The sequence below is a fragment of the Saccharibacillus brassicae genome (assembly GCF_006542275.1).
In the GTDB taxonomy this organism is placed as follows: domain Bacteria; phylum Bacillota; class Bacilli; order Paenibacillales; family Paenibacillaceae; genus Saccharibacillus; species Saccharibacillus brassicae.
Genome location: NZ_CP041217.1, coordinates 3989741 through 4002931 on the forward strand (window position 1 = coordinate 3989741; position 13191 = coordinate 4002931).

The 13191-nt window shown below is 58.5% G+C and carries 14 protein-coding genes and 1 pseudogene; all 15 read left to right on the forward strand.

The genetic code is table 11. The annotated features are described in order from the left end of the window. Window positions 1-7 precede the first annotated feature (7 nt). Complete coding sequence (locus FFV09_RS24400; protein ID WP_272915061.1) at window positions 8-136, forward strand: hypothetical protein; 129 nt, start codon at window positions 8-10, stop codon at window positions 134-136. Between the two features lie 360 nt (window positions 137-496). Continuing rightward, on the forward strand, window positions 497-2164 hold the full coding sequence (locus FFV09_RS16495) for a hypothetical protein (RefSeq protein ID WP_141448850.1): 1668 nt from the start codon (window positions 497-499) through the stop codon (window positions 2162-2164). 32 nt (window positions 2165-2196) lie between these two features. After that, window positions 2197-2823, forward strand: coding sequence for a LysM peptidoglycan-binding domain-containing protein (locus FFV09_RS16500; RefSeq protein WP_246098363.1), 627 nt, complete (start codon window positions 2197-2199; stop codon window positions 2821-2823). Beyond that, window positions 2820-3803, forward strand: coding sequence for an XkdQ/YqbQ family protein (locus FFV09_RS16505; protein WP_141448851.1), 984 nt, complete (start codon window positions 2820-2822; stop codon window positions 3801-3803). The genes FFV09_RS16500 and FFV09_RS16505 overlap by 4 nt, the downstream gene beginning before the upstream one ends. After that, window positions 3796-4065: a hypothetical protein gene (locus FFV09_RS16510; protein WP_415663172.1), complete on the forward strand. Its 270-nt coding sequence runs from the start codon at window positions 3796-3798 to the stop codon at window positions 4063-4065. The genes FFV09_RS16505 and FFV09_RS16510 overlap by 8 nt, the downstream gene beginning before the upstream one ends. Next, window positions 4058-4525 (forward strand): DUF2634 domain-containing protein, encoded by a 468-nt coding sequence (locus FFV09_RS16515; RefSeq protein ID WP_141448852.1) that lies wholly within the window; start codon window positions 4058-4060, stop codon window positions 4523-4525. The genes FFV09_RS16510 and FFV09_RS16515 overlap by 8 nt, the downstream gene beginning before the upstream one ends. After that, window positions 4518-5657 (forward strand): baseplate J/gp47 family protein, encoded by a 1140-nt coding sequence (locus tag FFV09_RS16520; RefSeq protein ID WP_141448853.1) that lies wholly within the window; start codon window positions 4518-4520, stop codon window positions 5655-5657. The genes FFV09_RS16515 and FFV09_RS16520 overlap by 8 nt, the downstream gene beginning before the upstream one ends. A gap of 127 nt (window positions 5658-5784) precedes the next feature. Beyond that, complete coding sequence (locus tag FFV09_RS16525; RefSeq protein ID WP_246098581.1) at window positions 5785-6279, forward strand: putative phage tail protein; 495 nt, start codon at window positions 5785-5787, stop codon at window positions 6277-6279. Continuing rightward, window positions 6279-7892, forward strand: coding sequence for a hypothetical protein (locus FFV09_RS16530; RefSeq protein ID WP_141448855.1), 1614 nt, complete (start codon window positions 6279-6281; stop codon window positions 7890-7892). Before FFV09_RS16525 ends, FFV09_RS16530 begins: the two co-directional genes overlap by 1 nt. A 14-nt stretch (window positions 7893-7906) precedes the next feature. Beyond that, window positions 7907-8272 carry a hypothetical protein gene (locus FFV09_RS16535; RefSeq protein ID WP_141448856.1) on the forward strand — a complete coding sequence of 122 codons (366 nt, stop codon included), beginning with the start codon at window positions 7907-7909 and terminating at the stop codon, window positions 8270-8272. Between the two features lie 53 nt (window positions 8273-8325). Further along, window positions 8326-8457, forward strand: a complete 132-nt coding sequence (locus tag FFV09_RS24405) for a CD1375 family protein (protein WP_281288455.1) — start codon at window positions 8326-8328, stop codon at window positions 8455-8457. A gap of 179 nt (window positions 8458-8636) precedes the next feature. Then, on the forward strand, window positions 8637-9056 hold the full coding sequence (locus tag FFV09_RS16540) for a phage holin family protein (protein WP_246098582.1): 420 nt from the start codon (window positions 8637-8639) through the stop codon (window positions 9054-9056). Between the two features lie 39 nt (window positions 9057-9095). Further along, window positions 9096-9635, forward strand: a pseudogene (locus tag FFV09_RS24230) (peptidoglycan recognition protein family protein); the annotation flags it as partial. Between the two features lie 882 nt (window positions 9636-10517). Further along, window positions 10518-11924 carry a deoxyguanosinetriphosphate triphosphohydrolase family protein gene (locus FFV09_RS16550; RefSeq protein ID WP_141448858.1) on the forward strand — a complete coding sequence of 469 codons (1407 nt, stop codon included), beginning with the start codon at window positions 10518-10520 and terminating at the stop codon, window positions 11922-11924. A gap of 85 nt (window positions 11925-12009) precedes the next feature. Further along, window positions 12010-12969: an LLM class flavin-dependent oxidoreductase gene (locus tag FFV09_RS16555; protein WP_141448859.1), complete on the forward strand. Its 960-nt coding sequence runs from the start codon at window positions 12010-12012 to the stop codon at window positions 12967-12969. Window positions 12970-13191: the final 222 nt, after the last annotated feature.

Below are 13191 nucleotides of genomic sequence, written 5' to 3' on the forward strand. Positions count from 1 at the left end.
GACGACGATGATGTACCACATGTGGGTGCGCCATCATCTCCGTCCCGGAGAATTTTGGAAGCTGCCGCGCGGAGAACGCCTGCTGCTGCTGGCTTTTTCGGAAGAAGAGCTGGAAGCGCTGAGCAGCCGCGCGTAGAGCTGCCTACAGATAAGAGGAGGTGAACCTATGGCAGATCCGAACGGGTTTGCGATGAATGCCGGCGAACTCAAAGCAACCGCGCGCTACTTCGACCAGATCCAACGGGCCTCCGACCGGCTCGGCCGGACCCGGTACCAGAACATCGTCAAGTTGAATAACGAACTCAAATTTACGGCACGCTATTTCGACCAGATCTACCGAACCGCGCTCAAGCTGTCGAGGTTGAAGCTGATGCCCAAGGTAACGCTTGACGACAAAGCTTCCAGAGACATCGACCGGCTGCTGGCAAAACTCGGGCAGATTCGCTCGAAGCGCATTCAGGTGTCGGCGGATATGAAGATGCCCGCGGTTCCGGCCATGCCGAAAGTGCGGCAGAAGGTCGAAGCGCTGCCCCGGATTGCCCAAGCGGCTCCGGCCGTGCCGAAAGTGCCTCAGCGGGTCGAGCCGCTGCCGCCGATCGCTACAGGGGCTTCGAAAATAATCAAGGACAAGCCTATCGCGCCCAAACCCGATCTTGCGGCGCAAAAGCCGTCGATCGTGCAGCAGCAGCAAAGTCTGAAGCTTTCCATTATCAATCCCGCCCCGAGCTTTCCGCCGATCGATTTTCAGCCGCTGGTCACGGCGCTGACGATCAACACCGATGCGCTCGTGCAGTTGACGAGCAAGCTTGGGAACTTGCAGGTTGGTGCGGCTCCCGCGGCGGAGGAAAAGAAAAAAGGCGCGATTTCGATGCTTGTGGATGGTCTTAAAGCCGGTAAAACGTTAAACGATGGACGCCTGGACGTGCATAACGCCAGAGCTAAAAGCAGGGAAATTGCGGATGAGGACAATAAAAGGCTTCAGGTGAATTCCGATCGGGCTTTGGACGATATGGCGAATCCTTCGCGAACGGCACAGGAAACAGCCGTTTTGGAAAGAGAAAGGAGAGAGGAAGACGAAGCCTATCGTATAAAAAGAAACACATTGAAAGCCGAAAGAACAGGGCACCGTCTTGGTGCCGGTATCAATCTCATAGAAGGCGGGACTGCGTCTGCCGATTTTTTAAAAGATTTTTACGGCGCTCTAACCGGTTCCGGAGGAGGAGAAGCTAAATCCAGTCCTGCCGAGGCGGCTTCCCAACTCATTCAAGGTGTCAATGACTCCGGTATTTTGGACACTTTCGGCAAAGGAGTAGCCAAAAAGATTTTCGGCCCGCTCGGTACGCTGTTGGAAGTCGGAGATGCCATACGTACGACCGATGATCGGGCGAGATTCGAAATGTTGGGAGGCGCTGCCGGAGGAGCCATCGGCGGGAGCGCCGGTGCAGCGATCGGAACGGCTGTTTTACCCGGGCTGGGCACCGCCGTCGGCGGTTATCTGGGCGGAATGGCCGGAGATTTTGTCGGCGAAAAAGTGGGCGGCCTGGTCTACGAATATGGCGGTAAAGCTGCCGAATTCATGGATAGTACGATGGATAAGTTATCAAGCAAAATGGACGAACTGTTCAGTTGGGGCAAAAAAGAACAAGAAAAGCCCGCGCCGAAACCGTCTGCGCCGCTTTCTCCCACGCTTGCCCAGGCGGCCGGCATTCCGTCTCCGGCGATGTACGGTCCCATGCGCGATCCTGCGCCTCCGCGTTTTGCCGATCCGATGGATCCGATCGCGATGATGAACCAGCGGCTCATCAGTCAGGCTGCGCCTAAGGTTCTGCCTCCGGCCGTACCGCCGCAGCCGGCTGCGCCGCCTGCGGGCATCGCCGGCGCCAACGCCGCCGGAAGCGGCAGTCAGATCAGCGTCGAGATGAGCCAGACGCAGATGGGCGCCCTCTCCGGCATGATCCAGGAAGCGAAGACCGAAGTGACCAACCAGGTCTCGATCAATATCTCGCCGGGCACCGTGCAGTTGGATATTCACGAAGAGATCGACTACGCGGAGATCGAAGGCAAGATCGGCGCCGCGATCGTCGCGAAAGTGCGGCAGGCGTTCAATAACTACAAACCGACGGGCGGCGGTTCGGGCGGACCTTCGACGGCGATGGCGACGTAACGATTCAAGCAGGCCCGGAAAGGAGGAAAGCCGTGGATATTTATTTGTTTTACGGATACAAAAAAAATTTTCGTTTTCCCGTCAATCCCGAAGAGATCCATTTCTCGCGCTCCAAAGGTTACGAAACGGTTAATATGCTTCAGCATGGGGAATTCGATTTTGCGCAGGGAGACAAGATCAAGGAGATCACGTTTTCGTCTTTTTTTCCGAAAAAATACGATCCTTCCTACTGCCGATTCAGCAAAATCCCCGACCCGATGGCCGCAGTGAACGTGCTGAACCGGTTTCTCGTCTCGGCCGAACCGGTCCGCCTGGTCATCTCGCATACCGGCATCAACGTGCCTGTGTACCTGATCTCGTATAACAGTTCGTTCCGGGGCGGCGAGCCGGGCGATATTTATTTCGAGCTGACGTTCCGCACGTGGCGGGATGCCAAGCTTCAGGGCGAAGGCGGCACGGCGATAAAAGCGAGCCGAAGCGATCTCCGAACCGCCAGCAAAACCTATACCGTCAAAAGCGGCGATTCGCTGCACAAAATTGCCAAGCTGGAGCTCGGTTCCGGCGAAAAATGGCAGCTGATCTACGCGGCCAACAAAAGCGTGATCGGCAGCAATCCGAATGTGATCAAGCCGGGCCAGAGGTTGGTGATGCCGTCGTGAGCTATCACGTCATTGTGGGCGGCAGCGCCGATCTGACGCCGATGGTCGAAAGCATCAGCATGCGCGACGCGCTCGATCAAATCGCTTACCAAGCCCATATTCGTCTGGCGGTCTCGAATGCGCGGCAGCTGCCGGACTTGACGCCCGGAACGGCTATTCGCGTCAGCGGCGTGCCTTATGGCAAAGAGGAGAGTGTGCCGCTGCTGAATCCCGGCGTCATCTGGGACGCGGAAAGCACCAACAGCGGCACCAAACGCATTTCGCTCACCGTGTACGACCGGATGATCTATCTGGAGAAATCCGAAGACGAATATCTGTTTCTCAAAGACCAGACGGCGACGCAGCGCTTGAGCAAATACGCCAAAGACTGGAAGATCAAGCTGGCTGACGAGACGGACACCGAAATCAAGTTGGGCAAAGCGGTATACCGGGCGCAGACGATCTTTTCGATGCTGTTCGCGGATCTCAAAGAAACGGCCAAATCCGGCGGCGCGATGTACCATCCCCGAATGACGGGCCGCGGGCTGGAGCTGTTCAAGCTTGGCAGCAACGCGCAGGTGCATGAGCTGGATCGCCTGATCGACGTGGCCCAGATGCGTACGCTGGAAGGTGCGGTGACCAAAGTCAAAGTGCTGGCCGCCGCGGACTCTTCCAACGGAAAAGAAGTGAAGTCCAAAATTCTGACCGTCGACGAAAAAGGCACGGACAAACTGGGAACGCTGCAAAAAGTCGTCTCGGACGATCAGGTCAAAACGGCAAAAGCGGCCAAAAAGCTTGCGGCCAGTTATCTCACCGGCATTCAGGAGACGTTTACGGTGACCGCGCCCGACGTGAACACGATTCGGGCCGGAGACGCGGTCACGTTGAGCGGCATGAAGCTGTTGGTCACGTCGGCCGGTCACGATCTCGGGAATCCGGGCACGATGACGCTGGAGCTGGCGACCGAAGCGGCCGTAAAAAGGAGGTATTACCTTGACTAAAGATCCGTATGGACAATTCGCCGATATGATGAGTTCCGCAATGAAAGGACATACCCGGCAGATGGCGAGCGGACTCGGCGGCGTGCTGGGCACGGTCACTTCTTCGGGTCTCAAACTGGACGATTTCAAGCATGAGATCCGCGATTACATGACGGCGGAACTGCCGGTCGGGCTGCTGCCCGGCGACCGCGTGCTGGCGATCCGGATCAACGGCGGCAGCGACATCGTCGTGCTCTGCAAGGTGGTGGGCGCGGATGGCTAATCTTTTTCCGGAACATGACGGCTTCTTCTGGGGAGACGAAACGGCGGCGGCCGAAGCGGAAACGGCTGCGATCGCGTTCGGCCGGGGCTGGAAATTCGATTACGGCGCAGGCGAATTTGTCGTGACGCCCGGCGGCCGGATCGCGTCAGCCGACGCGCGCGAAGCCTGGGTGCAGTGGTGCGAAAAAGCGATCCGGACTCCGCGCTACCGCCACGTCATCTATTCGAGCGATTATGGAAGCGAGTTGGAAGACCTGATCGGCAGCGGATACGCGCACGCCGTTGTAGAGAGCGAAATCGAACGCATGGTGACGGAAGCGCTGCTGGCGGATCGTCGCACCGGCTCCGTAGACCGGTTTTCTTTTGCCTGGGACGGGGACCGCTGCACGCTGACCTGTTACGTCACCAGCGTACAGGAAGACGTCGAAATTTTGGAAAGCGAGGTGATGGGCATTGGCTGATTTTCCTTATTATTTGCAAGGACAGACGGAAGAAGCGATCCGGCGGCGCATGCTGGATCGGCTGCCTGCGGATCTGGATAAATCGGAAGGGTCTTTTCTGTGGGATACGCAGGCCCCGGCGGCTTTTATGCTGTCGGAAGCGGCTTCGTGGGCCCAGGAGCTGCTGCGGCGCGGGTTCGTCAGCACGGCGGCCAGTACGGACGACAATTTTCGCTCGGACGAACTGGACCTGCGCGCGGCGGAACACGGCGTGACGCGTCGCGGCGCGACTTTTGCGGAAGGTACGGCCACGTTTACGGGCGAACCGGGCCGACTCGTGCCGGCCGGCACGACGGTCTCGTCGCTCTCGGACGACGGTTCCGGCGAAGCTGCCAAAGAATACGAAACGTTGGCTGCGGTCACGCTGAGCGAAAGCGGCAAAGGCTCCGCGCCGATCCGTGCCCTGCTTGCGGGCAAAGCGGGCAATATCCCGCCGGGCGCGATTACGCTGCTGTCCGATTCGGTTGCCGGCGTGACGGGAGTTACGAATGCGGCGGCTGCGACCGGAGGAAGCAATATCGAATCGGACGTTTCGCTGCTGGAACGCTTTTACGCCAAAGTTCGCAATCAGGGCACCAGCGGCAACAAATCGCAGTACATGCAGTGGGCCGGCGAGATTCCGGGCGTGGGCGCAAGCCGGGTTCTTCCGCTGTGGAAAGGGCCCGGCACGGTGGCCGTCTATTTGCTCGACAACGACAAGCGGGCCGCCGGCGCCTCGATCGTATCGAAAGTGCAGGATTATATCGATCCGACGCAGGACGGGCAGGGCGAAGGGATGGCTCCGGCCGGGCCGGTCGTCACGGTTATGCCGGCGGAGGAAGTGCCGATTCATATCGAAGTGACGCCGACGCTCGCAAGCGGAGCGTCCGCGGCGGACGTCAAAGCGCAGATTCAGGCCGGCGTCGCGTCTTACCTCAAACAGCTTGCTTTTCGCGATCCGCTTGTCCGGTACACCCGCATTGCGGCGATCCTGCTCGATATTCCGCCGCTGATCGATTACGCGCAGCTGACGGTAAACGGTACGAGCGAGCGCAATATCGAGATCAAAGAGCATCAGGTGGCGGTTCCGGGGACGGTGACGGTGCATGGATAATGCCGTAAACGAAGCTTCGGGCAGCTTGGCTGCGCAGGCCGCCGCTCGGGATCAAGAGCTTCCCCTTTCCTCGAAAGGGCGGGAGCTTTTTTCCTATTTGCCTCATTATTACGAGACTTCGCGCATCATGCGGGCGGACGCCGAGACAAAAGGTCGCGAGATGGATCTGCTCTACGCCGCGCTGAACGAGACGCTGGATCAATTTTTCGTGCGGACGGCGACCTGGGGACTGGATATTTGGGAACGGGAGCTGGACATCGCGTTCGACCCGGACAAGCCGCTCGATCAGCGCCGTTCGGTCGTGGAGTCGAAGCTGCGTGGCGGCGGCGTGTTCTCCGGGAGCATGGTACGGAACGTGGCGGCGGCGTACGACCAGGGCGAAGTCTCGGTCCGCTTCAAGCCCGAACAGTGGTCGTTTACGATCACTTTCGTCGGAACGCGCGGTCTGCCTCCGAACCTGGACGACCTGAAAGCGGCGATCGAAGCGATCAAGCCAGCGCATCTGGCGGTGGAGTATGCGTTTACGTATCTGCGGTGGGACGAACTCGATGCGAAAAATATCACTTGGGATCGATTCGACACGCTTCAAAAAAATTGGGATGAACTGGAGGTCTGGAAATAATGCCGGAACAAACAACGAATTTGAACCTGCCGATTCCGCTTGGAAACGAGAATGTGAATCGGCAGTTTTTTCTCGACCTGATTCAGGCGGTCGACAAGGGCGCGGTCTCGGAGCGACAGCTGACAGAAGCGATCGGCAAGGTCGCGATTGCTTTGACGCAGGATTATGCCAGCACGGATCAAGCGACGGCCATTTCCGCCGACGCGGTTCGGCGCGGCCTGGAGACGAAACAGAATACCGTTCGTCTGGCCGACAATTACTTGGCGGCTTCGGCTTTGATCAATGCGGCGCCGGACGCGCAGAACCGGGCCTACCCGGACAGTTTCTCGTTCTTCAAAGTCAGCAGCGCCGCGGGCGGCTGGCCGACCTCGAACGGCTACGTCATGACGATGCGCGCCGGCAGCGGCGGCGTCCAGCTGTATTTCGAGATGTACATGGGCAATGTACAGAGCGAGAAGACGGCCCGGATCTGGACGCGTTCGAAGCGGGATGCGAACGGGTTTTGGCAGGAGTGGAATCGGACATTGACGGAAGCGGATCGGGCGCTGCTTACGACGTGGTCGAACAGCGTGGCGGACACGCGTATGACGAATGCCGCACCGAATACGTATGCGCAGGGCGTGACAAGAGAATTTAAAGTCGGGTCTGCAATCGGCTTGCCGGGCGAAGCGTGGGTGCTGCTCACTACAGAAAAGCCATGGGTAGATGTAGCTGGAGGATTGCCTTTCCAATTTGCCAACGGCGGCACAACGGGGCTTCTCTACTACCGTACGTCTAATGGGACGACGGAGAGTGCCGGATGGGCGTCGTGGATTGATTTAGTGGCAGATGTGAGATTGGAAAAGATCTCGTCAATCGAACTCCGGCGACAAGTACCGGGAGATGGTCCTGCTTTTATTGATTTCCACACGTCGGCTGAAGGAGTTGATTTTAACGCGAGAATTATTGCTGAAAATACTTCTACGAAAGGGAACGGGCAGGGAAGGTTAACGTTAAGCGCACAGGGTGGGATCTACGCCGATGGTCCGCTTTTCGTGCAAGGTACAGACCTAAAAAAATCTGTCAGTGATGGCAAAGCCGCCGTCCGCGCTGCGATCACTGGAAAAGGCGGCACGGTAGCGGACGCGGACGGAGACGGTGTTCCTACGCACGTAGAACTTGCGGCGGGCGTAAATAGCATTGTTCGAAGCATGGCAGGAGTTGTTCGGGTAGTCGGTAACACCTCAAGTTTAGCCTCGACTTTGGGTGCTGAAATGGCGGTAGCGAGTTTCCCTGCTGGATTACAGTCACATATTTCCTTCTTCCCTACAAGGTTAGATTCGGGAAACGGCAGCTACGCCATGCAGTATGACCCGTCGCAAGTCGATTTAAGAATAACCGATGGCGTTAATGTGATTCATATCGCTGCTCCTCCTGGGTATGGCGGCTTCATAACTATTGCCTTTGACTTCGGTTTAGGTGTGGCCACTATCGTTTCTGACCAAAATAACAAAATAAGAACCGGAATCGGCGTTTTGAACCGGAATCTTCCGCTTCGCATCTACCTATACCGAAAAGCAACTAACGGCACCACAGTGTACTGCGGATTATGGACTGACATATTCTACGGATAACGGGGGAACGACTTATGAGCGTTTATCTGACTTACGGACAAAGAAACAATGAACGCGCTAAAATTACTAATCGGTATATGAATCCGTTTGGCGGACTCAAAGAAATGGAGCCGGACGGATTCCATGTTGAGAGAGTGCCAGAGCCGGAGACACCGGAGGGACTTGATCCGGTTCTGATGGTCAAGTTCCCAGCAGAGGGAAGCACGGCGGAACCAGAACTCTATTACGATTACGTCGCGATCCCGGAGCCGGAAGAGACGCAGCTCGCAAAGCTCCAACAACAGCTTGATACGTTAACTGCGAAAGCTTCGGCGCTCTCAAGCGGACAAGAAATACAGGAAGACGTTATTACGGAGATTGTGATGCACGTCTACAAATAGTTCTCGCGTCCTGCTTGGGTTTTGTATTTGATGCAGGGGGAGGTGGACAAGAGATGTTGGCTGTGATGCTCGCAAACCGCATTATTATCGGCAAACTGGAATACAAGACTGTTCCGGAATCGCTGAAACTGTCGGTCAAAGAACAATTGGAAAACGCAGGCGCAGGCTTCCTCGCCGCCGACTAAACCGCTCCGCCTCGGGAGCGGTTATTTCTACGCCCCCGGAACCGATCCGGGGGCTCATTTCAAATTCATTTTGTACAAACGGGAGCATGCCTATGGGGAATATGGGGGAGCACATCATAAAGGGAACGGCCGCGGCCGTGGGGGCCGTGGTCGGCTGCCTATTGGGAGGGTTGAACGTGATGGTCACATTGCTGCTGGTACTTATCATCGTGGATTGGGCAACAGGATTGGCGGCGGCGTGGGTGCGCGGGGAACTGCGCAGCCGGGTGGGGTATTTCGGGATCGTCCGCAAGGCCGCGATCTTCGTCGTGGTGGCCGTGGCGCATCTGGTCGACCAGGCTCTCGGCGATCTGCATATGTTTCGCGATGCGGTGATCTTTTTCTATCTGGCCAATGAATTGTTGAGCGTCATCGAAAACGTCGGCAAAATGGGCGTGCCGATGCCGCCGATTCTGCGCGATGCCGTCCGCATCTTCGAGAGCCGGACCAAGCCGGAAGAAAATCCGCAGCTGATCCCGGAAGCCCAGCCGGAAATCGTCAAAGCCGACAAAGCCGAAGAGAACGCCGCGGCCGAAGCCGAAGAGAACAAAACGGCCTGACCGACAGCGGATACAAATCGAACGCAAGGAGGGAATGTTTTGCAAGCGAATAAATATCCGATCGAGCGCCGCTACATCGCCAAGCGTTCGAACACGAGACCCGGCCTCCGGCTGACTACCGGAACGCCGGCTTTTTTTGTTGCGCACGACACGGGCAATCCGGGCGCGGGCGCGGAGAGCCATTACCGTTACTTCAACGCGCTGACGGACCGTTCCGCTTCGGCGCATACGTTTATCGACGACACAAAGATTCTCGAGATCATCCCCGCCGGAACGGACACAGACCCTGCCGAAAAAGCGTGGCATGTCCTCTACAACGTCAAAGCGGACAACGAACGTTTCGGTTACGATGCCAACGATGCCGCGCTGGGCGTGGAACTATGCTACGGAGGGCGCATCGATTTCGAAGAAGCGTACAAGCGTTTCGTCTGGTACCTGGCATTCTGCTGCAAAAAATGGAACAAAGACCCGCGCCTGTTCATTCCGAGCCATAAACAGCTGGACCCGGCGCGGAAAATCGACTGCGACAACGCGCTGAGGTCCGGCGGCCGAACGCTCAAAGAGCTGATTGCCGACGTGACGGCGGAACTTGCGCAGCCCGCGAACCGACCGCCGGGCGGGCAGGGCGCGGACGCATCGGCGGGAGCCGGAGCCGCGGGCGGCGCTTATGTTCCGCCCGCTCCTTCCGGCGCGAACGGCGGTTCTTCGCCGAGTCCTCCCGGCGCGGACGGCTCCGTTTCGAAGCCGGCTCGGCCGGCCCCGGACTTCGCTCCGCTGGACGCCGATCTTGCGCAGGCGCTGATCGCCGATTACGTCCGTCCCGCCTGGGCCGCCGCGCGCGCCGCGCAGCAGGTGCCGGAAGCGGAACATTTTCACCGGCTGGCCGAGAACCTGCGTGCTGCCGCGGGCATCGACGAGCGGGGCGCGAAGCTGCCGCAGGCAGTCAAGCTGCACAAGTCCAATGTGCAGGAACTGGTCTTCCGCTGGCTGTCGCCTGCCTGGTACCGGGCCAAAGCGACAGGCGATTCCGCTTCGGCGTCCGCCGCTCACGAACAAGCCAACGCCCTGCGCCTGGCCGCGGGGCTTCCGAAGCAGTAAACGGTTCTCCAGGCGCAAAAAGAGCGGCTTCCACGATACGTACCGAACGCCGGCATGTCTTCCGATTGCGGAGGCATGCCGGTTTTTTTGCGTGGATTTGTGTGAAACTGCGTAAAAGGGGAGGTTTTTTGATCCAATCCGGCGTTTGCCGCGAATATACTTACGTTGGCCGCCGGACTTTTTCCGGGAGCCGACGATCGGCCCCGCCTTTTTTTACACTGACCGCACAAGCGTTCCCGGATTCAAACGGATGCCTCTGGTATAATGAATAACGGACGCCCGAACCTCTTTTACACGCGGGCAAAAACAGGTATAATCGACTCCAACTGATGGATGAGGCAGAGAGGGCGGGGCTTGAGAGACATGAGTTTGACGAGCAAAAGAGAACACCGGCAGCACGCCGAAGACAAACACGAAGCGTCGAGATCCTCGTTCGAACGGGATTATTCGAGGCTGATCCATTCCCCGACGTTCCGCCGGCTGCAGGGCAAGTCGCAGGTATTCGGCGCGGGCACGGGAGATTACTACCGCACGCGGCTCACGCACTCGCTCGAAGTGGCGCAGATTGCGCGGCAGGCGGCCAAAAACCTCGTGTTCCAGTATCCGGAGATCACGCTGGAACGCGCCGACAGCCCGGGACTGGTGCTGGACCCGGAAGTCGTCGAATGCGCGTCGATCGCGCACGATTTCGGCCATCCTCCGTTCGGGCACAAAGGCGAGGAAGTGCTGGCCGACATTCTGGACAAGCTGATCGAGGAGCGAACGCGCAAAGCGCTTCGGGGCAAAAAGGAATCCAATGAGCAAAAAAGGGAAAAACATAGCGAAATGCGCTATCGTTACGAACATTTCGAGGGCAACGCGCACAATTTTCGGTTAATGATGTTTTTGGAGAAAAGAGAAAACCTTGACGGGCTCAATTTGTCCGACGCGGTTCTGCTGGGCGTCAACAAATATCCGTTCTCCGGACTTGAAAATAAAAAGGGTATGTACCGCAACGAATGGAGTTATATTTCCGCTATCCGCAAAGAGTGGGGGATACCGGAACGCCGGACGACGCTCGAAGCGCAGCTGATGGACCTGTGCGACGATATCGCGTATTCCGCGCACGATCTGGAAGACGGCATCAAAGCGGGCAAAATCGAAGTCCACGAGCATTTCATGCACGACGAAGGCACGCACCAGCTTATTTTGGACAAAATCCAGACGCTGGAAGACCGGGTATGGCAGGGGATGGACCGCGAAGCGATCAGCATGAAAGTCAGCGCGGTGCTGGATGATTATCTTCAGGCGTGGAATTCCAAATGGCCGGTATGCGACCGCGATTTCTCGAGGACGCGCCGCGAAGTGAAAGCGTATTGGGTCAATCAGTTCGTCAGCAGTCTTGGCGTGATCGACGACGGCGGCTGGAAAAAAGTCACGTTCGTTAGAGACGGCGCGGAAAACGACGACATGCTGCGAACGGTGAGCGTGCTCAAAAGCTTTGCGTGGGTGACGATGATTCGCGATCTGCGTGTCCAGCGCTTGCAAAAACGCAGCGAATGGATCATTCGGCGGCTGTGGGACGCGTTCGTCGATCCGGCGACCGCGACTTCGATCATTCCGAGCGACTGGATTCAACGTTTCGAACGCGACCAGCGCCAAGCCGTGCCCGTCTGGACATGGGAGCGGATGGTCGTCGATTATATTGCGGGCATGACGGACATGTTTGCCGAAAAAATCTATAACGAGCTCTACGGTCTGAAAGTCGGTTCCATCTACGATATCGACTGATTCGCCGCGGCGGGTCATCCGATCGACAAAGAGAGCACGGCGGCGGACCGGGAAGATCCGGCCGCCAGGGAAGGGGAAAGGCATCATGACGAAATTGGCTTTGGGAATCCTGGATATGTCGCCGCGGCTCGGCGAAGCTTCGGACGAGCAAGCGCTAGGCCAATCGGCGCGGCTTGCGGCCAACGCGGAAGAATGGGGATACGGCCGGTATTGGCTGTCCGAGCATCACGGCATGGACGCGCTGGCCTGCACGGCGCCGGAAGTGCTGCTGGCGCATATCGGCGCGCGCACGAGCCGGATTCGGATCGGCGCGGGCGCGGTGCTGCTGCCGCATTACAGTCCGCTCAAAGTGGCGGAATGCTTCAATCTGCTGGCGGCGCTGTATCCGGGGCGGATCGATCTCGGTATCGGCCGCGCGCCGGGCGGGGATGCGCACACGACGATGGCGCTGAGCGGCAACTTCCTCGCGCATGTGGGCGACATGCCGGAGAAGGTGGAGCAGCTCTGCGCGCTGATCGGCGGCAGCTATCGCTACGACGGCGAGCCCGTGCGCGCGCGTCCGACGCCGGCGCAGCCGCCGGAGCTGTGGATGCTCGGCACGAATACGAAAAGCGCCAAGCTGGCCGCTTCCTGCGGCGCGTATTACGCGTTCGGGCAGTTCATGAGTTCGAGCGACGGCCCCGAGATCGTCCGGGCTTACCGGGACACGTTCGTGCCGTCGCCGGAACGCGCCAATCCCCACGTCATCGTCGCGGTGAACGCGATCTGCGCGGAAAGTGACGGAGCGGCCCTTACGCTGGCCGACCAATTCCGGTCGCGGTTCCCGGAATCGCCGGTCGGCCGTTCGGAACTCAAAGGCAACGACGACCGGATGGCACTGATCGTCGGCGATCCGCAGCGGGTACGCGAGCGCCTGCTGGAGCTGCGGGATCTGTATCAAGCCGACGAGATCATGATCGTCTGCCCGGGCATCGAATACGAGGCGCGGATGGAATCGTTCCGCCTGATCGCCGAAGCCGCGGAGCTTGGCGGGTTGGATAGTTAAGCGGCGGAGGGAAGCGGTGTAGAGTGCGCCGGAGCGGTTGGAGCTGCGGGGGTGCGAGATCGCGGCGGCTCGAGACTGGAGCATTCAAGGCCGCACCGTTGGAGACTGGAACGTTGGAAGTCGCGGTGTTGGACATCGCAGCCTTGCAGATCGCAGCGCGCGAGAACGGAACGTTCGAATTCGGTCGGCCGACCGGCCGTTTCGCATTCGAGGATCGAAAGA

Excerpts from the sequence above, each read along its gene's own strand:
- FFV09_RS24400 (WP_272915061.1), top strand. The coding sequence starts at position 8 with ATGATGTACCACATGTGGGTGCGCCATCATCTCCGTCCCGGAGAATTT.
- FFV09_RS16495 (WP_141448850.1), top strand. The coding sequence starts at position 497 with ATGCCGAAAGTGCGGCAGAAGGTCGAAGCGCTGCCCCGGATTGCCCAA.
- FFV09_RS16515 (WP_141448852.1), top strand. The coding sequence starts at position 4,058 with ATGGCTAATCTTTTTCCGGAACATGACGGCTTCTTCTGGGGAGACGAA.
- FFV09_RS16525 (WP_246098581.1), top strand. The coding sequence starts at position 5,785 with ATGCGGGCGGACGCCGAGACAAAAGGTCGCGAGATGGATCTGCTCTAC.
- FFV09_RS16530 (WP_141448855.1), top strand. The coding sequence starts at position 6,279 with ATGCCGGAACAAACAACGAATTTGAACCTGCCGATTCCGCTTGGAAAC.
- FFV09_RS16535 (WP_141448856.1), top strand. The coding sequence starts at position 7,907 with ATGAGCGTTTATCTGACTTACGGACAAAGAAACAATGAACGCGCTAAA.
- FFV09_RS24405 (WP_281288455.1), top strand. The coding sequence starts at position 8,326 with ATGTTGGCTGTGATGCTCGCAAACCGCATTATTATCGGCAAACTGGAA.
- FFV09_RS16540 (WP_246098582.1), top strand. The coding sequence starts at position 8,637 with ATGGTCACATTGCTGCTGGTACTTATCATCGTGGATTGGGCAACAGGA.
- FFV09_RS16550 (WP_141448858.1), top strand. The coding sequence starts at position 10,518 with ATGAGTTTGACGAGCAAAAGAGAACACCGGCAGCACGCCGAAGACAAA.
- FFV09_RS16555 (WP_141448859.1), top strand. The coding sequence starts at position 12,010 with ATGACGAAATTGGCTTTGGGAATCCTGGATATGTCGCCGCGGCTCGGC.